The organism is Acidovorax facilis (genome assembly GCF_050626955.1).
Lineage (GTDB): Bacteria > Pseudomonadota > Gammaproteobacteria > Burkholderiales > Burkholderiaceae_C > Acidovorax > Acidovorax facilis.
The window spans coordinates 3,230,973-3,257,055 of the sequence record NZ_CP192460.1 but is presented as its reverse complement, the minus strand read 5'-3'; the positions used below and the strand labels follow the sequence as shown (position 1 = coordinate 3,257,055).

The window sequence follows — 26,083 nt, the reverse complement described above, 5'->3', positions numbered from 1 at the left end:
GCCCTAGATCTGAGCCCCCTCCACCAAAAACTGCACCTTCCGCTCGCCCTTCCACTCGTTCACATCGAGCCGAAAGGCCAGCAACACGCGCGCAGGCAGCTGCTCGGTGTGGCCGAACCAGATGGCGTCCACCGGGTTGCCCTGGTGCATGAGCTTGATCGACAGGTGGTTTTTGGCCTCGCCCACCAGGCGCTGGCTCACGATCTGCACTTCTTCGCTGAAGGTGGGGGGCGCAAAGCCCTGGCCCCAGACCTCGTGGTGCAGGGTGTCCACCATGTCGGCGCGGCAGTATTCCGGGGCCAGGGGGCCGTCGGTTTCGATGCGGCGGGTGAGGGTGGCGGCGTCCAGCCATTCCTGGGCGACCTGGGCCAGGGCCTGCTCGAAGGTGTCGAACGAGTCAGCGTCCACCGTGCAGCCCGCCGCCATGGCGTGGCCGCCAAATTTCAGCAACACGCCCGGGTGGCGTTTGGCCACCAGGTCGAGCGCGTCGCGCAGGTGAAAGCCGGGGATGGAGCGGCCGGAGCCCTTCAGCTCGTGCTCTTTGCCCGGCGCGCTGCTGGCCGCGAACACAAAGGTGGGGCGGTGCAGTTTGTCCTTGATGCGGCTGGCCACGATGCCCACCACGCCTTCGTGAAAGTCCGGGTCGAACACGCTGATGGCCGGGGGCGGTTCTTCGTCTTCCTGGAACAGGCTTTCGGCCATCAGCATGGCCTGGTCGCGCATGCCGCCTTCGATCTCGCGGCGCTCGCGGTTGATGCCGTCGAGCGTGCCCGCCAGTTCGGCGGCGCGGCCTGCGTCGTCGGTGAGCAGGCATTCGATGCCCAGCGTCATGTCGGCCAGGCGCCCTGCGGCGTTGATGCGCGGTCCTAAGGCGAAGCCAAAGTCGAAGGTGGTGGCCACGGGCGCTTTGCGGCCGGCGGCGTGGAATAGGGCGGCAACCCCGGCAGGCATTTGCCCTGCGCGGATGCGCTTCAGGCCCTGGGCGACCAGGCGGCGGTTGTTGGCGTCGAGCTTGACCACGTCGGCCACCGTGCCCAGCGCCACCAGGGTGAGCAGCGGGTCGAGCTTGGGTTGGGTGGCCGCATCGAATATTCCGCGTGCCCGCAGCTCTGCCCTTAGCGCCAGCAGCACGTAGAACATCACGCCCACACCGGCCATGGACTTGCTCTCGAAAGTGCAGCCGGGCTGATTGGGGTTGACGATGGCGTCGGCCGCGGGCAGTTCGGGGCCGGGCAGGTGGTGGTCCGTGACGACGACCGTGAGGCCCAGCGCCTTGGCTTCGGCCACGCCCTCCACGCTGGCGATGCCGTTGTCCACGGTGATCAGCACATCGGCCCCGCGCTCGGCCACGCGGCGGGCGATGGATGCGGTGAGTCCATAACCGTCCGTCACGCGGTCCGGCACGAGGTAATCCACCTGTTGAGCGCCCAGCAGCCGCAGCCCGCGCACGCCCACGGCGCAGGCGGTGGCGCCGTCGCAGTCGTAGTCGGCCACGATGACGAGGCGCTTGTTCTGCGCCATGGCGTCTGCCAGCAGGCGCGCGGCGGTGTCAATGCCTTTGAGGCCCGCGGGGGGCAACAACCTGCCCAGGCCGTCGTCCAGCTCGTCCCTGGCACGCACACCGCGCGCGGCATACAGGCGCGCCAGCAGCGGGTGCACACCGGCCTGTTCCAGCGCCCAGGCGGCACGGGGGGGAATGTCTCTTGCTACTATTTTCATAGCTTATCGCGCATGTCTGCAAAGTGCTGGGGCCTGAAAAGGCTTTGAAAACGCTGGGCCAGGGTGCGGGGGGCGGTGTGGAAGGCCAGCGTGTTGCGCTCGCCGCACAGGGTCAGTTGCACCGGCTCGCCGCCTTCGGACTTGCGCAGCAGATCGGCCACCGGGCCTTCGTCCAATGCGGTCCACGCTGCGGCCCAGGCGCGCCAGTCCTCGTTCAGTGCCGCATCGCGCAAGGTGGTGAGCACCGTCGGCGTGGGGAGGGCAGACGGGGCAGGGGTGGGAATTGGGCCGGTGCCATGCACCCAGAACGAGTTGATCACCGGCAGCCCGCGCTCCGAGCGCTCGTCGTTGAAGGCGTGGGTGTAGAGCAGCATCTGCATCTCGCTGTGCAAACGGTGCAGGGTCCGGGCCGCCTTGGCGTCCGGCATCCAGGCGCGCACGTCGCGCTGCAGCACGCGCTCCAGCGAGGCGGTGGCCAGGTCGGCAAACAGGGGGCTGGTGGCCAGCCAGCGTGTGGGCTGGTCGTAGTGCAGGGTGATGCCATCTTCGGCAAACCAGGGTGAGACGATGGCCAGCAGCGCGCGCGACGCGGCTTCATCCAGCGCGAGGTGCTCGGGGTTGCGCAGCGTGACATGGTCGGTGCTGACCTGCCACTGGCAGGGCGTGACAAACGCCCAGGCGTCACCGTTGGGTGACTGGCCTTGCTGGTGGCGGTGCCACGCGGCCCAGGGGATGCGCCCGTCCTGCGCTGGCAGTCCCAGCGCGCGCGCCAGGGCGCGTTCGTGGGGGGCGGAGAAGCTGGTCTCCTCGCCGCTGTCACTGTGGGTGGGATGGGGGCTGAGCCGGGCCAGAAGCCGGTCCAGGTGGGGCAGGGCCAGGCCCTGCAGGGCTTGCTGGCATCCGGCGGCTGCGCTGGCGGCGTAGGGAACGAGCAAATGGTTGGTGTCCGACATGGGCCTATTGTCCGGGATGCCACAATCTGGCCGGCCTGTGGCGTGCATTCCGCACTCTGCAGTGCCTTCTTTCCTTATCCATGCAAATCCCCTACGAACTGGCCCTGGGCTGGCGCTACACGCGCGCGGGCCGCGCCACGCGGCGCAATGGCTTTATCTCGTTCATCTCGGGCGTGTCCATGCTGGGCATTGCGCTCGGGGTGGCGGCGCTCATCATTGTGTTGTCGGTGATGAACGGCTTTCAGAAAGAAGTGCGCGACCGCATGCTGAGCGTGGTCTCGCACATCGAGATTTTTGCGCCCCAGGGCGCTGCGTTGCCCGACCCGGCGCGCACGCTCGCCGAGGCGAAGCAAAACCCCAACGTGGTGGGCGCCGCACCGTTCGTGGCCGCGCAGGCGCTGCTGGCGCGCGGCGAGGACATGAAGGGTGCGCTGGTGCGCGGCATCGACCCGGCGCTGGAAGGCGCCGTGACGGACCTGGCCGCCACCAACGAAAAGACACTGAATCTGCTGGTGCCCGGCGAATTCCGCGTTGTGCTGGGGGGCGAGCTGGCCCGCATGCTAGGCGTGCGCGCTGGTGATGTGGTCACCCTGATCGCGCCCGCAGGGCAGGTCACGCCGGCGGGCGTGGTGCCGCGCCTCAAGCAGATGACGGTGGCGGGCACGTTTGATTCGGGCCACTACGAATACGACTCGGCCTTGGTGCTGCTGCACCACGAGGATGCGCAGCGCATCTTTCGCCTGGAAGGCCCCACGGGCGTGCGCCTGAAGCTCAAGGACCTGCACCAGGCGCGCGAGGTGGCCCAGCAACTGGCGGGCAGTCTGAGCGGCCAGTTGCTCATCCGCGACTGGACGCAGCAGAACCGCACCTGGTTTGCGGCCGTGCAGCTCGAAAAACGCATGATGTTCATCATCCTCACCCTCATCGTGGCGGTGGCCGCGTTCAACCTCGTATCGACCCTGGTGATGACGGTGACCGACAAGCGCGCCGACATCGCCATCCTGCGCACCCTGGGCGCCAGCCCCAAGAGCATCATGGGCATCTTTGTGGTGCAGGGCGCCATGGTCGGCGTGATCGGCACGGCCGTGGGCCTGCTGCTGGGCCTGGGCATCGCGTTCAACATCGACGTGATCGTGCCCGCCATCGAGAAGGCGCTCAACGCGAGCTTCTTGCCCAAGGACATCTACCTCATCAGCAAGATGCCGAGTGAACCCCAGAGCAGCGACATCATGCCCATCGGCATCATTTCGCTGGTGTTGGCTTTTGTGGCCACCCTGTACCCCAGCTGGCGCGCCAGCCGTGTGAACCCCGCCGAGGCGCTGCGCTATGAGTGATCAGAAAGTTGGAGTGGTGGTATTGGAGGCCAAGGGCCTCACCAAGCGATTCACAGAAGGCCGCCTCGATGTGACGGTGCTCAAGGGCGTGGATCTTCAGATCCGCGCGGGCGAAACGCTGGCCATCGTCGGCGCGTCGGGCTCGGGCAAGAGCACGCTGCTGCATTTGCTGGGCGGGCTGGATGCGCCCACGGCAGGCACCGTGCGCCTCAAGGGCGAAGAGATGTCTTCGCTGTCAGCAGAGCGCCAGGGCCAGCTGCGCAACCAGCACCTGGGTTTTATCTACCAGTTCCACCACCTGCTGCCCGAGTTCAGCGCGCTGGACAACGTGGCCATGCCGCTGCGCATCCGCCGCCTGCCGCTGGCGCAGTGCCATGCCGAGGCTGAGCGGGTGCTCACCTCCGTCGGTTTGAAAGAGCGTCTGATGCACCGACCCGCCGAGCTATCGGGCGGCGAGCGCCAGCGTGTGGCGATTGCGCGTGCCTTGGTGACGCGGCCCGCGTGTGTGCTGGCGGATGAGCCCACGGGCAACCTGGATCGCAGCACCGCCGACGGCGTGTTTGACCTGATGCTGCAGCTGGCGCGCGACCAAGGCACGGCGTTTGTGATGGTGACGCACGATGAGTCGCTGGCGGCGCGGTGTGATCGCGTCTTGCGGCTGGTGTCTGGGGTTTTGGGGTGATTTTGGACCCTGGCGCTTGTCTGGAGAGCGCTGGGTGCTATTGTTTTTGTGGTTTTGTGGTGCCCTCCAGTCCGTTGGGGCTGAGCTTGTCGAAGCTTGTTCTTGCTGGTTGGGACAGCATGCTTGGGTTGAGTGCGGAGGCCGGGAGTCGCCCGGCATGCGAGTAACTTTCTTTTGCTTCGCCAAAAGAAAGTCACCAAAGAAAAGGCGACCCCCAGTCTGCGAACCCTGCGCTTCGCTACGGGGCAAACCTGCGTCGGGGCGGTTGCGGGGTGCGCCGCAGAACTCACTGCGCGCCTGCGGCGCTCCGCTCGAACAACTGCGGCGAGTCAGAGCACGAAGCATGGGCGCTCCGACGCCCATGCCACCCCGCAACCGCCCCGCCGCAGGCGCAGCCAGCAGGGGGTTGGGCAGCCTAACATCCAAACAGCCACACGGGCCTTTGCTTCGCTCGGCCCCATCTCGCGGGCGCAAGCGCCACGCGCTGCGCAGCCTGGGCCGAGCGAAGCAATGGCCCGAATGGATGTCCGCTCCCCGGGTTCCCTTCAGGATGCGCCGAGGAGCGCAGCGGCCAGCGGATCAGGGCTCGCGATTGTCTGAGCGCAACGAAGTGGAGCGAGTTCGAGCGAGACCCCGCTGGACGCGAGCACCGCAGGTTGCCCGCAGCGAAGCGAAGGGACGCAGCGTGTAGGGTCGCCTTCTCTTTGGTGACTTTCTCTTGGCGACGCAAGAGAAAGTTACTGCGCCGCCGGGCGCACACCCCGGCCTCCGCCCTCCAACCAGGCATGCGGCAAATCCAGCGCTCAAACCCTGGCTTCGACAGGCTCGGCCCGAACGGTCAGGGTGACGCCCCGGCTTCGACGAGCTCAGTCCGAACGGATCGTGCGGGGAAGCGGTCGGGAGGCAGGCCCTTCACGCGCCCAATTTACCCAAGGCGCGCAACACATTCTCCGCAGTCGCCGGTGCCATCAACACCACGGGCTCCGTAGCGTCCTGCCCCTCACGTCCTGCAGCCACCGCATTGCGCAGAGCCTCGTACACACTGATCGCCAGCATGAACGGCGGCTCGCCCACCGCCTTGCTGCCTCCCACGTTGTCTTCCCGGTTGGCCTCGGGCCACAGTTCCACCTTGAAGTGTTGGGGGATGTCCCCCGTCGCCGGGATCTTGTAGGTGCTAGGCGCGTGCGTGGCCAGATACCCTTTGTCGTTCCACACCAACTGCTCCGTGGTCAGCCAGCCCATGCCCTGTACAAAACCGCCTTCGATCTGCCCGATGTCGATGGCCGGGTTGATGCTGTGGCCCACGTCGTGCAGGATGTCCACGCGCGCCACGCGGCTTTCGCCGGTCAGCGTGTCGATGACCACCTCGGAACAGGCAGCGCCGTAGCTGAAGTAGTAGAACGGCCGGCCCGTGAGCGTGGCCTTGTCGTAGTGGATCTTTGGCGTGCGGTAAAAGCCATCGCTCCACAGCTGGATGCGGTTGGCGTACGCCTCCTTCACCACATCGTCGAACGCGCGCACCTTCTTGGGCGAGATCACCTGGCCGCCCTCGAAGCGGATGGCACCCGCACCGCAGCCATCGAGCCCGCACACGAACGAGGCCAGGTTGTCCCGCACATTGCGGGCTGCGAACTGCGCCGCGCGGCCGTTCAGGTCGGTGCCGCTGCTGGCGGCGGTGGCGCTGGCGTTGGGCACCTTGCTGGTGTCGCTGGCCGTGACCAGCACGCGGTGCAGCGGCACACCCAGCTCGTCGGCCACGATCTGCGCCACCTTGGTGTGCAGGCCCTGGCCCATTTCGGTGCCGCCGTGGTTCACCTGCACGCTGCCGTCGGTGTACACATGCACCAGCGCGCCCGCCTGGTTGAACAGCGTGGCGGTGAAGCTGATGCCGAACTTGACGGGCGTGATGGCCAGGCCGCGCTTGAGCACCGGGCTTGTGGCGTTCCACGCAGCGATGGCGGTCTGGCGCTGGCGGTAGTTGGCATCGCGCTCCAGCTGGGGCATCAGCGCGTGGAGGATGTTGTCCTCCACCGTCATCTGGTAGTGCGTGACGTTGCGGCCATCCGCTGCATCCTTGCCGTACAGATTGACCATCCGCACGTCCTGCGCATCGCGACCCAGCGCGCGGGCGATGTCGCCCAGGATGGCCTCGATCACGATCACGCCCTGCGGTCCGCCGAAGCCGCGAAACGCCGTGTGGCTCTGCGTATTCGTCTTGCAGCGGTAGGAGGCGATTTCCACATCGCTCAGGTAGTACGCGTTGTCGGCATGGAACACGGCCCGGTCGGCCACGGGGCCGGACAGGTCGGCGCTGAAACCGCAGTTGGCGGCCATCTGAAGCTTCAGGCCCGTGATGCGGCCGGTGTCGTCAAAACCCACGTCGTACTCGTACGCAAACGGGTGGCGCTTGCCGGTGACCATGAAGTCCTCGTCGCGGTCCAGCCGCAGCTTGACGGCGCGGCCGAACTTATTGGCAGCCACGGCGGCCCACACGGCCAGGTGACCCGCCTGGGTCTCCTTGCCGCCAAAGCCGCCGCCCATGCGGCGGCATTCCACCTTGACCGCGTGGTTGTCGATGCCGAGCGCGTGTGCCACCCAGTGCTGCACCTCGCCGGGGTGCTGGGTGCTGGAGTAGATCCACCACTGCTTTTGCTCCAGCGGCAGCGCGTAAGCGATTTGGCCTTCCAGATAAAAATGCTCTTGCCCGCCCACTTCAAAGGCGCCGCTGAGGCGGTGGGCGGCTTGGGCCAGGCCTGTCGCAGCGTCGCCCCGGCGCACGAACACGGGGGGCAGCACGTAGCTTTCGGCTTTCAGTGCCTCGTGCACGGAAAGCACGGCGGGCAGTGGGGCGATGTCGAGCTTCACGGCACGCACCGCACGCCGCGCCTGCATGACCGAGTCGGCCACCACCAGGCCGATGACCTGGCCGATGTGCTGCACGGTGTCGACTGCAAAAACGGGCTCGTCGTGCGCAAAGGCGGCCAGCAACTTGTCGCCGGGAACGTCTTGCGCCAGCACCACGCCGCGTACGCCGGGCAGGGCCAGGGCGGCGCTGGCATCCACGCCGTTCAAGGTGCCATGCGCCACCGTGGAGAGGATGGGCGCTGCGTACAACGTGCCCTTCACCTCCGGCAGGTCGTCGATGTAGTGGGCGGCACCGGCCACCTGGGCGCGCGCGCTTTCATGGATGTGCGACTGGCCCATGGCGCGGGGACTGGCGGGTGCGCTGTTCTGCTGCGGGGCTTGGGGCTCGGCGGCGTGGGCGTCGGCGGTGGCAGCCACCGGGTCGTCCACGGCGTCGCGGCTCACCGGGAGGTCCGTGGGGAGAGATTCGCGCTGGTTCATATCGCAGCCTCCAGTCGGAAGTTCTCCACGCTCACGGCCTCTTCGCCCTGGCTCTCCAGCCAGAAGCGCTGCAGCAGGCTGGCCAGCACCGTGCGGCGGTAGGTGCCGCTGGCGCGCATGTCAGAGATGGGGTTGAACTCGCCTTGCAGCGCTTGCGCAGCGCGGGCGATGGTGTCGGCATTCCAGGGCTGGCCGGTCAGCGCGGCTTCGGTCTGGCGCGCGCGGGCTGGTGTGGCAGCCACACCGCCCGCGCCGATGCTGGCGCGGCGCACCACGTCGGCTTCGATGTCCAGGTTGATGACAAGGCAGACGGCAGAAATATCGTCGTCGAAGCGCTTGGAAATCTTGTAGGCCCGAAGCACTTCCGTGACACCCGGCCTGGGCACCACGATGCGTGCCAGCAGTTCGTCGGGCGCCATCACGTTCTGCCGGTAGCCGGTGTACAGGTCTTCCAGCGCCATGGCGCGTTCGCCGCGCACGCTGGCCAGCACCACCTGGGCGCGCAGTGCAATCAAGAGCGGCATCGAGTCGCCAATGGGCGAGCCGTTGGCCACGTTGCCCCCCAGCGTGCCCGAGTTGCGCACGGGCAGGCCCGCAAAGCGCGTGGCAAAGCTGTGCAGCTGCGGCCACTGCGCCGTCAGCGCCGCAAAGGCGTCGGTGAGGGTGACGGCGGCGCCTATGGTGATGTGGTGTGCGTCCTGCTGGATCTGCCGCAGCTCTGCCGCGCGAGTCACATCCAGAATCTGCGCGTACTGTTTGTGCTGCTTGGTCACCCACAGGCCCACATCGGTGCAGCCTGCCACGACCTGCGCCGCAGGGTGCGCGGCGCGTGAGGCCAGCAGGTCGGGCAGCGTGGTGGGTGAAATATAAGAAGAATTGGCATCTGGCGCTTGATGGTCAAGCGCGAGCAGCTCTAATTTTTGTAGCAAAAGCGGCTCGTTCACCGCCATCGCTGGCAGGGCGGCCATCTGCTGTGCGGCGTCCAGGATGGGGCGGTAGCCGGTGCAGCGGCACAGGTTGCCCGAGAGTTCTTCCTGCGCCAGCTCGCGGGTGATGGGTTGGCCATGGCACACATGGTTTTGGTACATGCCAAAGAGGCTCATCACGAAGCCGGGGGTACAAAAGCCGCATTGCGAGCCGTGGCACTGCGCCATGGCTTCTTGTGCTGGATGGAGCGTGATGGTTTGACCAGGAGCCGTTGCGGCATCGCCCACGGGCTGGATCAGTGGGTCTTCCGCCAGGTCCTCCACCGTCCACAGCGCCATGCCATCCACCGAATGCGCCAGGCGGATGCAGCTGTTCACCGCGCTGTAGTGCAGCTTGCCGTCCCGCGCCTCTCCCAGCACCACGGTGCAGGCGCCGCAGTCGCCTTCGCCGCAGCCTTCCTTGGTGCCGGTGCAGCCCAGGTCTTCGCGCAGCACCTCCAGCAAGGTGCGCTCGGGTGGTACATTGCCCAGCGCCACGGGCTGGCCTCGGCGCAGGAATTGCAAGGGTCTTGTTGTCATGACAAACGCCACTTCGATCTTGGATGGAAAGGTTCAGCAGAGGGTAGAACGCAGTACCGTTACCGGCATATGCGCAAGCTTATGGCACCCATGCCCACACCGCTATGAGAGACCACGCCCTTTTCGACAAGATAGACCTCCATCTCATAAGGGTCTTGCACACCGTGCTCACAGAACGCAGCGTATCGAGGGCCGCCGTCCGCCTGGGCATGCACCAGCCGGCGGTGTCGGCTGCGCTCAAGCGGCTGCGCGACCTGGCGGGCGACCCGCTGCTCGTGCGCTCGGGTGCCAGCATGATGCCCACCGATGCTGCGCTGCGCATGGTGGAGCCTGCGGGCGCGATCCTGCGCTCGGCCGAGGCGCTGTTTTCAGACGCACGCGGGTTTGACCCGCGCACAGCCACCCGCACCTTCCGCGTGGCCGCCAGCGATTACCTCGACCCCCTTTTTCTACCCCAGCTCGTGGCCCGCATCAAGGTCGAGGCCCCTTTGTGCCCCATCGAGATCCTGCCCCTGTCGGCCGACACGCACTATCACGCGCACCTGGCGCAGGGTGAGGTGGACGTGGTGATCGGCAACTGGCCCCAGCCGCCGGACGACCTGCACATGGGCCGCCTGTTTGGTGACGAAGTGGTCTGCCTGGTCGGCAAAGACCACCCCGCCGTGCGGCGCGGCTGGGACGTGGAAAACTGGCTGGCCGCCGAACACATCGCGCCCACGCCCACCCACCCCGGCGCGCGCGGCGTGATCGACGCCCACCTGGACAGCCTGGGCATGCAGCGCCACATCACGGCGCGCTGCGCACATTTCAGCCTCATCCCCAGCATCGTGGCATCGAGCTTGCTTGTGCTGACCACCGGCCGCCAGTACTGCGAGCGGTATGTGGAGCAACTTCCGCTGGCCATATTGCCGTGCCCGGTGCCGTTTCCTCGGCTCATGTACTACCAACTGTGGCACGCCCGCACGCACCACTCGGCCGCAGCGGCCTGGCTGCGCGACTGTGTGAAAACCGTGGCTGCTTCGCTACGAAAAGAATAGCTGCTTGGGTATGCTGAACAAGCGCAAGAAGGCTTTTTCATTCTTATAACAAGTTGTAAAACTGAGAGACAATCCCCGCATGAGTTCTCCCTCCAATCCTTCAGCGCCTGGTGCGGCGCCGCCACGGCTGCAGCTGGTGGGCATCACCAAGCGCTACCCGGCCGTGGTGGCCAACAGCGGCGTATCGCTCACGGTGCTGCCGGGTGAAATCCACGCCGTGCTGGGCGAAAACGGCGCGGGCAAGTCCACGCTGATGAAAATCATCTACGGCTCGGTCAAGCCCGATGAAGGCAGCGTGTTCTTCAACGGCCAGGCCGTGCAGGTGCGCAACCCGCAAGAAGCGCGGGCCCTGGGCATTGCCATGGTGTTCCAGCATTTCAGCCTGTTCGACACCCTGACGGTGGCCGAGAACGTGTGGCTGGGCCTGGACAAGAGCCTGACGCTGGCCGAAGTGACCGGCCGCATCACCGCCAAGGCCACCGAATACGGCCTTGACATCGACCCCCTGCGCCCCGTGCACACGTTGAGCGTGGGCGAGATGCAGCGCGTGGAAATCATCCGCGCGCTGCTCACCAACCCCAAGGTGCTGATCCTGGACGAGCCCACCTCGGTGCTCACGCCCCAGGCGGTCGAAAAGCTTTTTGTGGTGCTGCGCAAGCTGGCCAGCGAGGGCTGCAGCATCCTCTACATCAGCCACAAGCTGCACGAAATTCGCGCGCTGTGCACTGCCTGCACCGTGCTGCGCGGCGGCAAGGTGACGGGCGTGTGCAACCCGGCCGAGGAATCCAATGCATCGCTGTCGCGGCTGATGATCGGCGCCGAGCCGCCGGCGCTGGAACACCGTGCCGTGCAGACTGGCGCCACGGTGCTGCGCGTCAAGGGCCTGTCGCTGCCGCGTGCCGACCAGTTCGGCGTGGACTTGATCGACCTGCAGTTCGAGGTCAAGGCGGGCGAAGTGGTGGGCATTGCCGGCGTGTCGGGCAATGGGCAAAAAGAGCTGCTGTATGCGCTGTCGGGTGAAGACCAACGGGCCGAGCCTGCGAGCATCCAGGTCTCGGGCCAGAACGCGGGCCGCATGGGTCCCGGCCAGCGCCGTGCGCTGGGCCTGCATTTTGTGCCCGAAGAGCGCTTGGGCCGGGGCGCCGTGCCCACCATGGGGCTGGCGCACAACCTGCTGCTCACGCGCACCAATTCGGTCGGCGGCAGTGGCTGGATCAAGGTGGGTGCGCTGCAAAAACATGCCGAGGACATCATCCGGCGCTTCAATGTGAAGGCGGGTGGACCCAACGCAGCGGCCAAGTCGCTGTCGGGTGGCAACCTGCAGAAGTTCATCGTGGGACGCGAGATTGACGCCAACCCCAAGCTGCTCATCGTCTCGCAGCCCACCTGGGGCGTGGATGTGGGCGCCGCCGCACAGATCCGGGGCTCCATCCTGGCCCTGCGTGACGCAGGCTGCGCCGTGCTGGTGGTCAGTGAGGAGCTGGACGAATTGTTTGAAATCTGCGACCGGCTGCATGTGGTGGCCAAGGGGCATCTGTCGCCTTCGGTGCCGCGCGCCGAGGCCACGGTGGAACGCATCGGTGAATGGATGAGCGGGCTGTGGCATGCCGATGTCCAAGCGCACCTCGCACAACAGGCCAAGGCAGCGGAGGTGCAGCATGCTTAAGCTGGAACCACGCCCCCAGGCTTCCAAGCTCTGGACCTACGGCTCGCCCCTGCTGGCGCTGGCCTTTACCGTGCTGATCGGTGTGGCCTTGTTCATTGCGCTGGGCAAAGACCCGGTGCGCGGGCTGCAGGTGTTCTTCTGGGAGCCCATCAAGACGCAGTACGCCATTGGCGAACTCATGGTCAAGGCCACGCCACTGTTGCTGATTGCGCTGGGGCTGGCCGTGTGTTTCCGCTCCAACGTGTGGAACATCGGTGCCGAAGGCCAGTTTGTCATCGGCGCCGTGGTGGCGGGTGGCGTGGCGCTGCTGGCCGACAAGACCACGGGCCCCTGGATCGTGCCCGCCATCCTGCTCGCCGGGGTGCTGGGTGGCATGGCCTGGGCGGGGCTCACGGCGCTGCTGCGCGACAAGTTCAATGCCAACGAAATCCTGGTCAGCCTGATGCTGGTCTATGTGGCCACGCTGGTGCTGGGCTATCTGGTCTATGGCCCGTGGAAGGACCCGATGGGCTACAACTTTCCGCAGACCAAGACGTTCGAGAAAGTCACGCAGATCCCGCGCCTGATGCAGGGCTCGCGCGTGTCCATCGGGCTGCTGCTGGCGCTGGCGGGTGCTGCGGCCTTGTGGGTGTTTCTGTTCCGCACGCGGGCCGGTTTTGCCCAGCAGGTGGGCGGACTGGCCCCCGCTGCGGCGCGCTACGCGGGCTTCTCGTCGCGCAAGGCGTTGTGGACGGCGCTGCTGATCTCAGGCGGCGCGGCGGGCCTGGCGGGCGCGCTGGAGGTGGCCGGGCCCATTGGCCAGCTCACGCCGTATGTGCCCGCAGGCTACGGCTTTGCCGCCATCATCGTGGCCTTTGTGGGGCGGCTGCACCCGGTGGGCATGATTTTGTCGGCCATCCTCATGAGCATGTTCTACATCGGCGGCGAGCTGGCGCAGTCGCGCATGGGCCTGCCCAAGTCGCTCACGGGCGTGTTCCAGGGCCTGCTGCTGTTTACGCTGCTGGCCTGTGACACCTTGATCGCCTACCGCATCCGCTGGGTGGCCGCGAAGGGAGGCAAGTAATGGAATCCTATGCACTCCTGATTGGCGCCACGCTGAGCGCGGGCACCGTTCTGGCCATCGCGGCCCTGGGCCTCTTGATCAATGAAAAAGCTGGCATCGTCAACCTGGGGGCCGAGGGCATGATGCTCTGCGCCGCCATTGCAGGGTTTGCCACCGTGGTGCACACGGGCAACACCTGGCTGGGGTTTGCGGCGGGCATGGCCGCTGGCGCGCTGCTGGCGGCCATCTTTGGTGTGCTGGTGATCTGGCTCAACACCAACCAGTACGCCACGGGGCTGGCGCTCAGCCTGTTCGGCGTGGGTTTTTCGGCCTTTGCGGGCATCAGCTACGTCCAGGCCAAGCTGCCAGAGCTGCCCAAATACGTGATCCCGGTGCTGGGCGATGTGCCGCTGCTCGGCCCCGCGCTGTTCCGGCAGCACCCGCTGGTGTATATCACCATGCTGCTGGTGGTGGGGATGATCTGGTTCCTGTACCGCACGCGCGCCGGGCTGGTGCTGCGCTCGGTGGGGGAATCGCCCGAGTCGGCCCATGCACTGGGCTACCCCGTGCGCCGTATTCGCTTGGCCGCCGTGGTGGCCGGTGGCTCGCTGTGCGGGCTGGCCGGTGCGTACATCTCTACTGTTTACACCCCGCTGTGGGTGGAGGGCATGGTGGCCGGGCGCGGCTGGATCGCGCTGGCGCTCACCACCTTTGCCACGTGGCGCCCGGCACGGGTGTTGCTTGGTGCTTACCTGTTTGGCGGCGTGACCATGCTGCAGTTCCATTTGCAGGCCACGGGCGTGCAGGTGGCCAGCCAGTTGCTGAGCATGCTGCCCTATGTGGCGACCATCGTGGTGTTGGCGCTGATCTCGCGCAATCCAGCGTGGATCCGCATCAACATGCCGGCATCGCTCGGCAAGCCGTTTTATCCGGGCTCGTGAACAAGCACTGGTCCCAAGAATTGCTGGTTACCCGGTGGTAGATCGCCCCATAATTAGTGTTTTCGTCCCTCAACCTTTGCAAGTCTTACTTCTTCAATAAGGAAACCGACATGACTGATCTGCAGAAACGCTCCATGCTCAAGGTGGCAGCGCTCTCCGCCGTGGCCGCTGCTGCCCTCGTGGGCTGTGGCAAGAAGGAAGAACCGGCACCGGCCCCCGCGCCCGCACCGGCTCCCGTGGCAGAAGCACCGGCGCCCAAGCCCGAGCCTCTGAAGATCGCGTTTGCCTACGTCGGCCCGGTGGGCGATGGTGGCTGGTCGTTCGCCCACGACAACGGCCGCAAGGCCATCGAAAAGGAATTCGGCGACAAGGTCGTGACGAGCTTTGTGGAAAGCGTGCCCGAGTCCGCCGACGCCGAGCGCGTGCTGCGTGACCTGGCCGGCCAGGGCAACAAGCTGATCTTCGGCACGACCTTCGGCTACATGGAGTCCATGCTCAAGGTCGCGGAAGACAACAAGGGCGTGAAGTTCGAGCATGCCACCGGCTACAAGACGGCCGAAAACATGCGCACCTACGACAGCCGCACCTACGAAGGCGCGTACATGGCGGGCATCATTGCCGGTGCCATGACCAAGTCCAATACTCTGGGCGTGGTGGGCTCGGTGCCGATTCCTGAAGTGATCCGCAACATCAACAGCTTCACGCTGGGTGCGCAGTCGGTCAACCCCAAGATCAAGACCAAGGTGGTCTGGGTGAACGAATGGTTCAGCCCACCCAAGGAAACCGAAGCCGCCACCAGCCTGATCAACGGTGGCGCGGACGTGTTGTTCCAGAACACCGATTCGCCTGCTGTGCTCAAGACCGCACAAGAGAAGGGCAAGCGCGCCTTCGGTTGGGACAGCGACATGACTGCCTACGGTCCCAAGGCCCACCTGGCTTCGGCCGTCATCAACTGGGGCCCGTACTACATCAAGGCCACCAAGGACGCACTGGAAGGCCAGTGGGCCACCGGCCAGAGCTGGTGGGGCGTGAAGGAAGGCGCCATCGACATCGTCTCCATCGCCGAAGACGTGCCTGCCGACACCAAAGCCAAGGTCGAAGCCGTGAAGAAGGGCCTGGCCGACGGGTCGTTCCAGATCTGGAAGGGCCCGATCGTGGGTCAGGACGGCAAGGAAGTGCTGGCCAAAGACACGGTGGCCGATGACAAGTTTCTGGGCGGTGTGAACTTCTACGTCAAGGGCGTGGAAGGCAAGATCCCCGGCGGCGAGAAGAAGTAAGTCCATGGGTTGGTCAGCGGGCCTGACGGCTTGCTGCATACAGTGAGGGGGCCGCCTGCGGGTGGCCCTTTTTCATTTCTGTTTTGTTTTTAGAGCCTGTTTACGATCTCGCAGCGGTCGCCTGGGAGATCGTAAACAGGCTCTTAGAGGTACTGGCAGATGGTCGAATCAAGCTTGTGGCATCCGGTGGCCTTGGTGGGCAATGTGGCGCAGGCCACTGTTGCCGTGCGGCTTCTGGAACAACCGGTGGTGGTGTGGCGCGACGCGGCGGGTGCGGTACAAGCTTTTGCCGACCAGTGTCCGCACCGTGGAGCCCGGCTTTCGCTGGGCCGCGTGACACCGCAAGGACAACTGGAGTGCCCGTACCACGGCTGGCAGTTTGCGGCGGGCGGCCGCTGCACCCACGTGCCAGCGCTACCCGCGTTTGTTCCGCCGCCCGGGCACTGCGCACGGACCTTTGAGGCGCGGGAGGCCTATGGCCTGATTTGGGTGCGCATGGAGCAGGGCAGTGCAGCGCTCCCCGAGTTTGTGGCCGAAGGCGACGCGCGGTTGCGCAAGCTCAACTGCGGGCCGTACGATGTGGCGGCCAGTGCTCCGCGCATCATCGAGAATTTTCTTGACATGTCGCACTTTGGTTTTGTGCACGAAGGCTGGCTGGGCAGCCGCGACGTCCCTGCGATTGATGACTACCGCGTTGAGGCCACAACCACTGGCTTGCTGGCCACCGGCTGCAAGGCCTGGCAACCCCAGTCCAACCTGCACTCCACCGCCCCGGCCCAGGTGGAGTACACCTACGAAGTCACGGCACCCTACGCGGCCGTGCTGACCAAGGTGCCCGAGGCGGGCACCACGGCCGTGGATGGCTGGCGGGAGTCCATAGCGCTGTTCATCTGCCCGATCACCCCGGTGCGCAGCCGCGTGTGGTTTCGCCTGGCCGTGGCAGATTTCGATTCGCCCGATGAGAAGCTGCAGGCCTTTCAGCACACCATCTTCACGCAAGACCAGCCCGTGCTGGAGTCGCAGACGCCACAGTGTCTGCCGCTGGACCTGCGGGCGGAGTTGCATACCGCCGCCGACAAGGCATCATCTGCCTACCGCCGCTTTTTGCGCCAGAGCGGCATCACCTTTGGAGTCTGCTGATGTTTAAAGTGCCCCCCATTTCCGCCGAGCGCCTGCCCACGCTGCTGCGCGCCATGCCCAAGGCCGAGCTGCATATCCATATCGAGGGCTCCCTGGAGCCTGAGCTGATCTTTGCACTGGCGCAGCGCAACGAATTGACCTTGCCCTATGCCAGTGTGGAGGCACTGCGCAGCGCCTACGCGTTCACCAACCTGCAAAGTTTTCTGGACATCTACTACGCGGGTGCCAGCGTGCTGCTGCACGAGCAGGACTTTTATGACATGGCGCGCGCCTACCTGGGGCGAGCAGCGCGCGACAACGTGCTGCACGCTGAAATCTTCTTCGACCCGCAGACCCACACCGCACGCGGCGTTGCCATGGAGACGGTCATCAACGGCCTGTACCGGGCCTGTGAAGATGCACGCAGGGAGCTGGGCATCAGTGCCACGCTCATCCTGTGTTTCCTGCGCCACCTCAGTGAGGAGTCCGCCTTCGAGACCCTGGAGCAGGCGATGCCCCTGCTCGACAAGATCGTTGGCGTAGGGCTGGATTCCAGCGAACTGGGCCACCCACCCGAAAAGTTTGCCCGCGTGTTCGCCCGCTGTCGCGAACTGGGCCTGCACCTGGTGGCCCATGCAGGCGAGGAGGGCCCTCCTGCCTACATCTGGAGCGCGCTCGATGTGCTCAAGGTCGAGCGCATCGACCACGGGGTCCAGGCGGTGCACGACGCGGCACTGATGCAGCGCCTGGCGCAGGATCGTATTGCGCTCACGGTGTGCCCCCTGTCCAACCAGAAGCTGTGCGTGTTTCCCAACCTGGCGGACCACAACCTGGGCAAGCTGCTCGACGCCGGGTTGGCCGCCACGGTCAACTCGGATGATCCCGCTTACTTTGGCGGCTACATGAACGAGAACTTCACCCAGGTGTTTGCCGCCACGGGCCTCACGGCGAAACACGCCTACCAATTGGCGTTCAACAGCTTTGAGGCGAGTTTTGCCAGCAATGCCGACAAGCGTGTGTGGGAGCACAAGCTCAAGGAAACCTTTGAGCGGTGTGTGGAGCACGACTACTGAGCTGTGTGCGGCGGGCATAGCGCGGATTGCCAGTGCGAATCGGCGGGTTGGTGCGCTGTCACCCGCGCGGCAGGGCGGCGGCGTGGGTAAACCCTTAAAATAGTAAGTATTCGTTCGAATTGCGTCCGGCCCAGGCCCACGGGGTGATCCACCACCATGGCCCTTACCCAGCGCTCCCTTGCGGAGTGCACGGGTGCCGTGTAGCCCCCTTTTTTGGAGCCTTCCATGTTTCTCAGTCAAATCTCCATTGGCAAGCGCCTGACCCTGGTGCTCGGCCTCATCCTGGCGCTGTTTTTTGCCAGCAGCGTGGTGGCCGTGGTCAAGCTCAGCCAGTTGGGCAAAGAGATCGACGCCATGGTCAACGACAACATCAAGACCGAGCGCGCTGGCTCGGACTGGCTGCGCCACACCACATCGGGCGTGCAGCGCGCGGCAGCCATTGCCAAGAGCAGTGATGCCAGCCTGATCCCCTACTTTGCGCCCGCCACGGCCGCGTCGATCCGCGATACCAACGAGCTGCAGAAATTCATCGAGTCCAAGATGGACACGCCGGAGAAGAAGCAGCATTTTGCCAAGGTGGGTGACCTGCGCAAGGACTACCTGGCGGCCCGCGAGGAAGTGAGCAAGTTCAAGCAGGCGGGCGATGCCGAGAACGCCAACAAGGTTTTCACCGAGCGGTTCGAGCCCACCTCCCGCAGCTATCTGGCGGGCGTGCAGCAGATGGTGGATGGCCAGCGCGCCGAGCTCGATGCTGCCGGCAAGCGCAGCGAAGAGCTGCGTGCCCAGACCACGCTGCTGCTGCAGATCTGCACCGGGGTGTCGCTGCTACTGGGCGCCTTGCTGGCTTGGCTGCTGACCACCAGCATCACGCGCCCGCTGCGCCAGGCCGAGGCCATTGCAGAGACCATCGCCAACATGGACCTGACGGGTGCCCCCCAGGCGAGCTACGCCAATGACGAAACCGGCCACCTGCTGCGCGCCCTGGATGCCATGCGCAGCGCTCTGCACCGTTCGCTGCAGCAAGTGCGTGGTGTGGTGGACAGCATCTCCACCGCCAGCACCCAGATCGCCATCGGCAACCAGGACCTGAGCGCACGCACCGAGCAAACGGCCAGCAGCCTGCAGGAGACCGCCAGCTCGATGGAAGAGCTGACGAGCACCGTGCGCCAGAGCGCCGATTCGGCCGTGCAGGCCAACCAGCTGGCGGTGTCGGCCGCACAAGTGGCCCAGCGCGGCGGTGAAGTGGTGGCGCAGGTGGTGACCACCATGGACGAGATCAACACCAGCAGCAAGAAGATTGCCGACATCATCGGCACCATCGACGGCATTGCGTTCCAGACCAATATCCTGGCCCTCAACGCCGCCGTGGAAGCCGCCCGTGCGGGCGAGCAGGGCCGTGGCTTTGCCGTGGTGGCCAGCGAAGTGCGCTCACTGGCCCAGCGCTCGGCCCAGGCGGCCAAGGAGATCAAGACACTGATCGGCGTGTCGGTGGAGAAGGTCGAGTCGGGTGCTGCCCTGGTGCAGAACGCCGGCACCACCATGGGCGAGATCGTGAGTTCCGTGCGCCGCGTGACCGACATCATTGGAGAGATCAGCGCAGCCGCTTCGGAACAGAGCCAGGGCATTGGCCAGGTGAATGTGGCGGTGACCCAGCTGGACCAGATGACCCAGCAGAATGCTGCCCTGGTGGAAGAGTCCACCGCTGCCGCCGAAAGCCTGAAGGACCAGGCGTCGCGCCTGGCCGAGGTGGTGGGTGCCTTCCGCCTGGGCGCAGGCCCGCAGGCGCTGCGGCTGAACTGAAATTGCTCACGGGGCTCTGCGCGCTGCCGCAGCGCCCCGCCCGTGCTTGAAAGCGCTTTTTTTCCGGCAGTCTTTGCAACATCGCTTCATGTAGTTTTCGCACAGTCTGACCTTCCCGGTGGCACCGTCGTCCTGCGGCACTTCCGGTCTATTTCATCAGGGCCATGTAGAGGAACACCATGTACAAAAACCTCGCTGCCACGCTCGTGGCCGCCTGTTTTTTCTCCCCCGCTTTTTCCCAGACCACGCCCGCCAAGGGGAGTCCGGCCGATCCGGTCAAAGCCGGTTTTGTCTATGTCTCGCCCATCACCGAGGCAGGCTGGACGCGCCAGCATGACGAAGGCCGCAAGGCCGTCGAGGCCGCGCTGGGCAATCAGGTGAAGACCACCTTTGTCGAGAACGTGGCCGAAGGCGCCGATGCCGAACGCGTGATCCGTGATCTGGCGGCCACGGGCCACCAGATCATCTTCACCCCCAGCTTTGGCTACATGGAGCCCACGCTCAAGGTGGCGCAGGACTATCCGCAGGTGAAGTTCGAGTCCATCACGGGCTACAAGACCACTCCCAATGTGGCCGCCGCCAATGCGCGCTACTACGAGGGGCGTTACCTGGCGGGCATTGCCGCAGGTCGCATGAGCAAGACCGGCGTGGCCGGTTTTGTGGCGGGCTTCCCCATCCCGGAGGTGCTCCAGGGCATCAACGCCTTCACATTGGGCATGCGCTCGGTCAACCCGCAGGCCGCGGTGAAGGTGGTGTGGCTCAATGTGTGGTTCGACCCACCCAAGGAGCGTGATGCGGCCATGGCGCTGTTCAACCAGGACGTGGACGTGATTGCGTTCCACACGGGTTCCACCGCCGTGATGGCCGCCGCGCAAGAGCGCGGCAAGATGGCCGTGGCCTACCACTCCGACATGCGCAAGACCGGGCCTGACGCCCAGATCGTGGCTGTGACGCACCAGTGGGGCAGTTACTACACCGAGCGCGTGCGCGCCGTGCAGAACGGTACCTGGAAGAGTGCCAACCTGTGGGGCGGTGTGCGCGAGGGCATGATCCGCGTTGGCGACTTTGGCCCCAAGGTGCCTGCCGCCGTGCAGCAGGAGGTCCTGAATGCGCAAAAGGTCATCGGTGCTGGCAAGCTCCAGCCCTTCCGCGCGGGCAAGGCGCCGGTGCGCGACAACGACGGGCAAGAGCGCATCGCTGCGGGCCAGGCGCTGACTGATGCGCAGATCCTGCAGATGAACTGGCTGGTGGAAGGGGTGGTGGGCAAGGTGGCGCGTTGAGCGCTCCTGTGCCCAGCCAACTGCCTTCCATAGCCACTATGGGGCGCGCCGTATGCTGGCGCCAGGCGGTGCCGCTAAGCTAGCGCACCATGCCTGTATACCGTTCCGCCCTTTTGCGATTTGCCGACGATGGCCGCGCCCTCTATGACGAAGATGGCCTGCTGGCCATTGGCCCGGATGCCCATGGCCGCCAGCGGGTGCTGGCAGCCGGCGCCTGGCAGACGCTGTCGCACCAGTACGCCCACGAGCCCGTCACGCACCTGCCGGGTCGCATCCTGGCCCCTGGGTTTGTGGACATGCACATCCACTTTCCGCAGACCGACGTGATTGGCTCGCCCGCGGATGGTCTGCTGCCCTGGCTGGAGAACTACACCTTTCCCCATGAATCGCGCTTTGTCGCATCCGACTACAGCGCGCAGGTGGCAGAGTTCTTTGTGGCCGAGCTGCTGCGCCATGGCGTGACCACGGCGCTGGCTTTTGCCACCTCGCACCCCGCCTCAGTGGATGCCTTGTTCACCGAGGGGCAACGCCAGCACATGCGCCTGATCACCGGCAAGGTGCTGCAGGACCGCCACTCGCCCGATGGAGTGCGTGACGATACCGAACAAAGCCTCATTGACACCGAGGCGCTGATCCAGCGCTGGCACGGCGTGGACCGCCTGGGCTATGCCATCACCCCGCGTTTTGCGCCCACCAGTACCCATGAACAACTGCGCGGCGCGGGCGAGCTGGCTGCGCGTTACCCCGATGTGTGGATTCAGTCCCACGTGGCCGAAAACCGCGACGAAATCCGCTGGGCGCGCGAACTGTTCCCCGCCGCGCGCAGCTACCTGGGCGTGTACGACGACTTTGGCCTGATGCGCGAACGCGCGGTGTACGCGCACTGCATCCACTTTGATGACGACGACCGCGCGCTGATGCGCGACACCGGTGCGGTGGCTGCGGTCAGCCCCACCAGCAACCTCTTTCTGGGCAGCGGGTTCTTCGACTACGCCGGTGCCGACCGCGTGGGGTTTGGTTATGGCCTGGCCAGCGATGTGGGCGGGGGCACCAGCTTCAGCCCGTTCCACACCATGCTGGCCGCGTACTACGTGGGGCGTGAGGGCCAGACCAAGCAGGGGCTGAGTCTGTCGCCGCAGCAGCTGTGGTGGCAACACACGGCGGGGGCCGCCAAGGCGCTGGGTCTGGCGGGTGTGGTGGGCAATTTGCAGCCGGGCTGCGAGGCCGACTTTGTGGTGCTCAACCCTCGGGCTACGCCTCTGCTGGAGCGCAAGACCTGTCAGGCGCGCAGCCTGGACGAGCTTTTGTTTGCGCTGATCGTGCTGGGCGATGACCGTGTGGTGGAGCAAACGGTGATTTCTCAAGCAAAATACGGCCCCAGCGCTTGATCATCAAGCGCTAATAGCTACATATTTAATAGCGCCCGGCTGTTTGCCGACGGCCAGGGCCACAGCGCAGGAAATTCAGCCATGAGCATCAAGAGCGACAAGTGGATCCGCCGCATGGCGGCCGAGCACGGAATGATCGAACCCTTCGAGCCGGGCCAGGTGCGCGAGGTGGAGGGCCGCAAGATCATCAGCTACGGCACCAGCAGCTACGGCTACGACATCCGCTGCGCACCCGAATTCAAGGTGTTCACCAACATCCACAGCACGGTGGTGGACCCGAAGAATTTCGACGAGAAGAGCTTTGTGGATTTCGAGGGCGACAGCTGCATCATCCCGCCCAACAGCTTTGCGCTGGCCCGCACGATGGAGTACTTCCGCATCCCGCGCAACGTGCTCACCATCTGCCTGGGCAAAAGCACTTATGCACGCTGCGGCATCATCGTCAACGTGACCCCATTCGAGCCCGAGTGGGAAGGCTATGTGACGCTGGAGTTCTCCAACACCACGCCGCTGCCCGCACGCATCTACGCGGGCGAGGGCTGCGCGCAGGTGCTGTTCTTCGAGAGCGACAAGGACGATGTGTGTGAGGTCAGCTACCGTGACCGGGGCGGCAAGTACCAGGGGCAGGTCGGCGTGACGCTGCCCAAGGCCTGACCTCCCGCCCGCCGGACCTTCGGCATGCGCTGCAATGTGTTCGCAGGGGTTGCGTCCTACAGCGCCAGTGCCCATTGGCTGAAATGCAAGCGCAGGTAAGGTTCTTAGCATGGTGTCATGCCGCCGGGCCCTCCGGTGGCCACGGAGTCCACCATGCTGACCTTTGCTGCGATGACCACACCCGCCAAGGCCCGGGGAGCTGCGCTTTCTCTACATGACCCTGCAGGTGCCACAGGCGACTTGGCCTCGGACCACGGCGCATTGCGCCCGGCAGCCGTGTCCCACGCCTACTATTGGCCCTGCGAGCTTCTCAACGCTTTCGTTCTGAAGATGGCCGCCACGGGCCACTGTGTGAATACCGCCATGATGCTGGGGCACCGGCCCTACGCGCTCGAACAGCTGGCCGTGGCGCGGGCCGTTCAGGACCACAGCCTGAATGCGCTGGCCTTGCGGCTGCAGGCCTATTTTGATGCGGCCGCGCCCCAGGGCTGCGCCGTGGTGGCCGAGATCAGCGAGGTTTAGAACAGGTTCCTGGCGGGTCTCTTGCACGCCGCCGGCCTTGCTGTGCGCTGACCGCTGTTCATGGACTGTGGTCATGCCTCCACGCAGACCCTGTTGCGCCCCTGGCCCTTGGCTTCATAAAGCGCCGCATCGCCCCGGCGCAGGATATCGAGGCCGTTGTCCTGCAGGCCGCGCATGCTGGCCACACCCGCGCTCACGGTGATGCGGCCCACGACCGGGTCGTGTTGTTCGGCCATGGCTTCGACCAGGGCCTGGGCGATGGCTTGGGCCCCCAGAAGGTCGGTGTCGGGCAGCAGCACCACAAACTCTTCACCCCCCAGCCGTGCGATCACATCCGAGTTGCGCAGGCGCATTTCCAGCGTGCGGGCCAGCCGGCGCAGGACTTCGTCGCCGGTTTCGTGTCCATAGGTGTCGTTCACGCGCTTGAAATGGTCCACGTCGACTGTGATCAGGCTCAACGGCCGGCCGCTGCGCCGCGCCAGCGCCAGGGCAAACGCCATCTGCGTTTCAAAACCCCGGCGGTTGAGCAGGCCCGTCAGAGCATCGGTGCGGGCCTGCAGGTCCAGGGCGCGGTTGGCAGCCTCCAGCTCCAGCGTGCGCAGGCGCACTTTTTCCTCCATGGCTTCGTGGGCTGTCAGAAGCCGGTGCGTCATGCGGCCCAGTGCGCCTGAAAGCTTGCTCACTTCCCGGCTGCTGTGGGCCTGGGGAATGCGGGTGCCGGGCTTGTCGGCCTCCACGGCGCTGGCGGCATCGGCCAGCGCGTACAGGTCATCGCTCAGGCGGCGTGCCGCCAGCCATGCCAGCACCGAGGCCAAAAGCGCGGCGCCGAGCCCGATGGCCAGTGCCAGTTGCACGGTGCGGTGGGCCTCGGCGAAGGCCAGTTCCACGGGTTCGCGGGCGACAATGCGCCAGCCGAGGTCGCTGGTGCTGTTGCGTGCCTGCATCGGTGCGGTGGCCGTGAGGTAGCTGCGGCCATCCAGCCACCTCGCCACGACGGCCCGGCCTGCGGCGCGGTCAGACGCCACCGGGTTGTTGGCCTCGACGGGCAGGCGCTGCCCGGCTACTTGCAGGGCCCGGGTCTGGCCCCCAGGGGCGTAGATAAGCTCGCCTTTGCGGTCGAAGACGAACAGTTCTACCGCCTTGTCGTCCGTACGTACCGGGGTCAGGCTTTCCATGACCTCATGGGTCCATTCCCAGCTGCCGTGGATAGCCACCACGCCGATGGTGGTCGGGCCCAGGCGAATGGGCGCCGCAAAATCCACAAACCGGTAGGGCTCGCCCGAAGGCGGCGGGGCCAGCAGCTGCTCCAGCAGCTTGGCCGGGTGGACATCTCCCACGTGCAGTGTTTGCAGGCCTTCCTTGAACCACGGGCGCTCTGCCACGCTCTGGCCCACCAGCAGCCCGCCCGTGGCGGCGCGCACCACGCCCTGGGCATCGGCCACACCGATCCAGGCGCTGTGGGGGTGGGTGGCCTGACTGCGTGCCAGCATGTGGTGGGCTTCGGCACTGTCGAGCCCTTTGGTCCAGACGGCCTCGGCGGCCGCCAGGACCTCGGCCTCGCGGCTGCGCTCCTGCAGGCCGTTGGCCAGCAGCTTGCCTGCATTTTCGGCAATGACCTGCAGGGCGGTCCCGGCATCGCGCTCGATGCGCAGCTTGAGCAGTTCGCCAAATCCCAGTGACAGCAGCACCGCCAGGCCCACCACCAACGTACCGAACACCAGCGCAATCTGCGAGCGCAGGCTGTGGTCCGAGAACCGGAGCAGGCTCATGGCGTGGCCTGCGTGGGTGGGGCACCCTCTGTACCAAGGCGCATCGCCAGGCGGGCCGCAGCCAGGTCCCAGCCCGCCCAGCCGCAGCTCTTGAACAGCACCGGCCCTGCGGACGGAGCGCGCTGGCGTTGCAGAGCTTCCCGCAGTGTGGGCAGTATGCCCACGTCGAGGCCCGCCTGCAGCAGATCGCCCGCCTCGTGGCGTGCGTCTTCACTGTCCACCACGATATGCCCGTGTGCTGCCACATGGCGGCAGAAGGTGGGGGCCAGTTCTGCCATGGCCGGGGTGAAGGCCCCAACCGCTGCCACAAAGGCGTCGGGCCGTGGTGGCACGCTCAGCACCACGCTGTGCGCCGGGGTGCACACGGCAATCAGCGGGCAATGGGGCACCGCAGCGTCTGCATCGGCCACCGTGCGTGCCTGGGCGCCCAGCGCCTGGGCGCGCAGGACCAGGGCCTCGGCGCTGGCGGCACTGCGCGAGGCCACCCACACATCACGCACCCCCAGGCCCTGCACAAAGGCTTCCAGGTGGGCCAGTCCCTGCACGCCCGCGCCGACGATGAGCAGCGGCCCCTGGGCCTGCGGCGCCAGATGCTGTGCCGCCAGCAGCGACACCGCCGCTGTGCGCCGTGCAGTGATGGTGGGGCCGTCCAGCACCAGGCGGCGTTCGCCCGTGGTCACGTCAAACACCACGACGTCGCCCTGGATCGCGGGGCGGCCGGTGCCCGTGTTGGCAGGGGTCAGCGTGATGAGCTTGGCCATCGCCACGCGGCTGTCGGTGGCAGGCATGACAAACAGGCTGCCGCCCTGGGGCAGTGGCAGCACCGTGCGGGCAGGCACCGAGACGGTGCTGTCCCGCAAGAGGGCCGCGATCTCGGTGGCCAGCGCGTCCCATGGCAGACACGCCGCTGTGGCAGCTGCGTCCAGCGTGCCGGGGGCCGGGGAGAGGGAGGTGAAGGACATTCGCCGACTTTACAC

The 26,083-nt window shown here is 65.9% G+C and carries 20 protein-coding genes; 14 read left to right on the top strand and 6 right to left on the bottom strand.

Annotated elements, in window-relative coordinates; all coding sequences use genetic code 11:
* Window positions 1-3: 3 nt before the first annotated feature.
* Window positions 4-1,719: a single-stranded-DNA-specific exonuclease RecJ gene (gene recJ / locus ACQ4MJ_RS14890; RefSeq protein ID WP_431152141.1), complete on the bottom strand. Its 1,716-nt coding sequence runs from the start codon at window positions 1,717-1,719 to the stop codon at window positions 4-6.
* Entirely contained in the window at window positions 1,716-2,672 is a 957-nt protein-coding gene (locus ACQ4MJ_RS14885) for a phosphoglycerate mutase (RefSeq protein WP_431152142.1), read from the bottom strand. Before ACQ4MJ_RS14885 ends, recJ begins: the two co-directional genes overlap by 4 nt.
* Window positions 2,673-2,752: 80 nt before the next feature.
* On the opposite strand from ACQ4MJ_RS14885, the gene ACQ4MJ_RS14880 reads away from it, so the two are divergent.
* Window positions 2,753-4,006 (top strand): lipoprotein-releasing ABC transporter permease subunit, encoded by a 1,254-nt coding sequence (locus ACQ4MJ_RS14880; protein ID WP_121422572.1) that lies wholly within the window; start codon window positions 2,753-2,755, stop codon window positions 4,004-4,006.
* Window positions 3,999-4,688: a lipoprotein-releasing ABC transporter ATP-binding protein LolD gene (gene lolD, locus ACQ4MJ_RS14875; RefSeq protein WP_121422573.1), complete on the top strand. Its 690-nt coding sequence runs from the start codon at window positions 3,999-4,001 to the stop codon at window positions 4,686-4,688. Before ACQ4MJ_RS14880 ends, lolD begins: the two co-directional genes overlap by 8 nt.
* A 912-nt stretch (window positions 4,689-5,600) precedes the next feature.
* Here the strand turns inward: lolD and xdhB are convergent.
* Entirely contained in the window at window positions 5,601-8,033 is a 2,433-nt protein-coding gene (gene xdhB / locus ACQ4MJ_RS14870) for a xanthine dehydrogenase molybdopterin binding subunit (protein ID WP_431152144.1), read from the bottom strand.
* Window positions 8,030-9,538, bottom strand: coding sequence for a xanthine dehydrogenase small subunit (xdhA, locus tag ACQ4MJ_RS14865; protein ID WP_431152145.1), 1,509 nt, complete (start codon window positions 9,536-9,538; stop codon window positions 8,030-8,032). The genes xdhB and xdhA overlap by 4 nt, the downstream gene beginning before the upstream one ends.
* 104 nt (window positions 9,539-9,642) lie before the next feature.
* On the opposite strand from xdhA, the gene ACQ4MJ_RS14860 reads away from it, so the two are divergent.
* The 12 genes from ACQ4MJ_RS14860 (at window position 9,643) to ACQ4MJ_RS14805 (ending at window position 23,337) form a co-directional block, all read left to right on the top strand.
* Window positions 9,643-10,575, top strand: coding sequence for a LysR family transcriptional regulator (locus ACQ4MJ_RS14860; protein WP_431152146.1), 933 nt, complete (start codon window positions 9,643-9,645; stop codon window positions 10,573-10,575).
* Between the two features lie 79 nt (window positions 10,576-10,654).
* Window positions 10,655-12,241 carry an ABC transporter ATP-binding protein gene (locus tag ACQ4MJ_RS14855; RefSeq protein ID WP_431152148.1) on the top strand — a complete coding sequence of 529 codons (1,587 nt, stop codon included), beginning with the start codon at window positions 10,655-10,657 and terminating at the stop codon, window positions 12,239-12,241.
* Window positions 12,234-13,304: an ABC transporter permease gene (locus ACQ4MJ_RS14850; protein WP_431152149.1), complete on the top strand. Its 1,071-nt coding sequence runs from the start codon at window positions 12,234-12,236 to the stop codon at window positions 13,302-13,304. Before ACQ4MJ_RS14855 ends, ACQ4MJ_RS14850 begins: the two co-directional genes overlap by 8 nt.
* Window positions 13,304-14,224 carry an ABC transporter permease gene (locus tag ACQ4MJ_RS14845; RefSeq protein WP_409883971.1) on the top strand — a complete coding sequence of 307 codons (921 nt, stop codon included), beginning with the start codon at window positions 13,304-13,306 and terminating at the stop codon, window positions 14,222-14,224. The genes ACQ4MJ_RS14850 and ACQ4MJ_RS14845 overlap by 1 nt, the downstream gene beginning before the upstream one ends.
* Window positions 14,225-14,334: 110 nt before the next feature.
* Window positions 14,335-15,501 carry a BMP family ABC transporter substrate-binding protein gene (locus ACQ4MJ_RS14840; protein ID WP_055401936.1) on the top strand — a complete coding sequence of 389 codons (1,167 nt, stop codon included), beginning with the start codon at window positions 14,335-14,337 and terminating at the stop codon, window positions 15,499-15,501.
* A 159-nt stretch (window positions 15,502-15,660) separates the two neighbouring features.
* On the top strand, window positions 15,661-16,641 hold the full coding sequence (locus tag ACQ4MJ_RS14835) for a Rieske 2Fe-2S domain-containing protein (RefSeq protein WP_431152151.1): 981 nt from the start codon (window positions 15,661-15,663) through the stop codon (window positions 16,639-16,641).
* Window positions 16,641-17,693, top strand: a complete 1,053-nt coding sequence (locus ACQ4MJ_RS14830; RefSeq protein ID WP_121507273.1) for an adenosine deaminase — start codon at window positions 16,641-16,643, stop codon at window positions 17,691-17,693. Before ACQ4MJ_RS14835 ends, ACQ4MJ_RS14830 begins: the two co-directional genes overlap by 1 nt.
* Before the next feature lie 225 nt (window positions 17,694-17,918).
* Entirely contained in the window at window positions 17,919-19,493 is a 1,575-nt protein-coding gene (locus ACQ4MJ_RS14825) for a methyl-accepting chemotaxis protein (RefSeq protein ID WP_431152152.1), read from the top strand.
* A gap of 179 nt (window positions 19,494-19,672) precedes the next feature.
* Complete coding sequence (locus ACQ4MJ_RS14820; RefSeq protein ID WP_431152153.1) at window positions 19,673-20,773, top strand: BMP family ABC transporter substrate-binding protein; 1,101 nt, start codon at window positions 19,673-19,675, stop codon at window positions 20,771-20,773.
* 89 nt (window positions 20,774-20,862) lie between these two features.
* Window positions 20,863-22,161, top strand: a complete 1,299-nt coding sequence (guaD, locus tag ACQ4MJ_RS14815; protein ID WP_431152154.1) for a guanine deaminase — start codon at window positions 20,863-20,865, stop codon at window positions 22,159-22,161.
* Between the two features lie 81 nt (window positions 22,162-22,242).
* Entirely contained in the window at window positions 22,243-22,815 is a 573-nt protein-coding gene (dcd, locus tag ACQ4MJ_RS14810; RefSeq protein WP_055401412.1) for a dCTP deaminase, read from the top strand.
* Window positions 22,816-22,968: 153 nt separating this feature from the next.
* Window positions 22,969-23,337: a hypothetical protein gene (locus ACQ4MJ_RS14805; protein WP_431152155.1), complete on the top strand. Its 369-nt coding sequence runs from the start codon at window positions 22,969-22,971 to the stop codon at window positions 23,335-23,337.
* Between the two features lie 71 nt (window positions 23,338-23,408).
* Here the strand turns inward: ACQ4MJ_RS14805 and ACQ4MJ_RS14800 are convergent, their stop codons facing one another.
* Entirely contained in the window at window positions 23,409-25,106 is a 1,698-nt protein-coding gene (locus ACQ4MJ_RS14800) for a diguanylate cyclase (protein WP_431152156.1), read from the bottom strand.
* The gene (locus ACQ4MJ_RS14795) at window positions 25,103-26,068 is read right to left on the bottom strand and encodes a delta(1)-pyrroline-2-carboxylate reductase family protein (protein ID WP_431152157.1); all 966 of its coding nucleotides are present in this window, start codon (window positions 26,066-26,068) and stop codon (window positions 25,103-25,105) included. Before ACQ4MJ_RS14795 ends, ACQ4MJ_RS14800 begins: the two co-directional genes overlap by 4 nt.
* Window positions 26,069-26,083 lie beyond the last annotated feature (15 nt).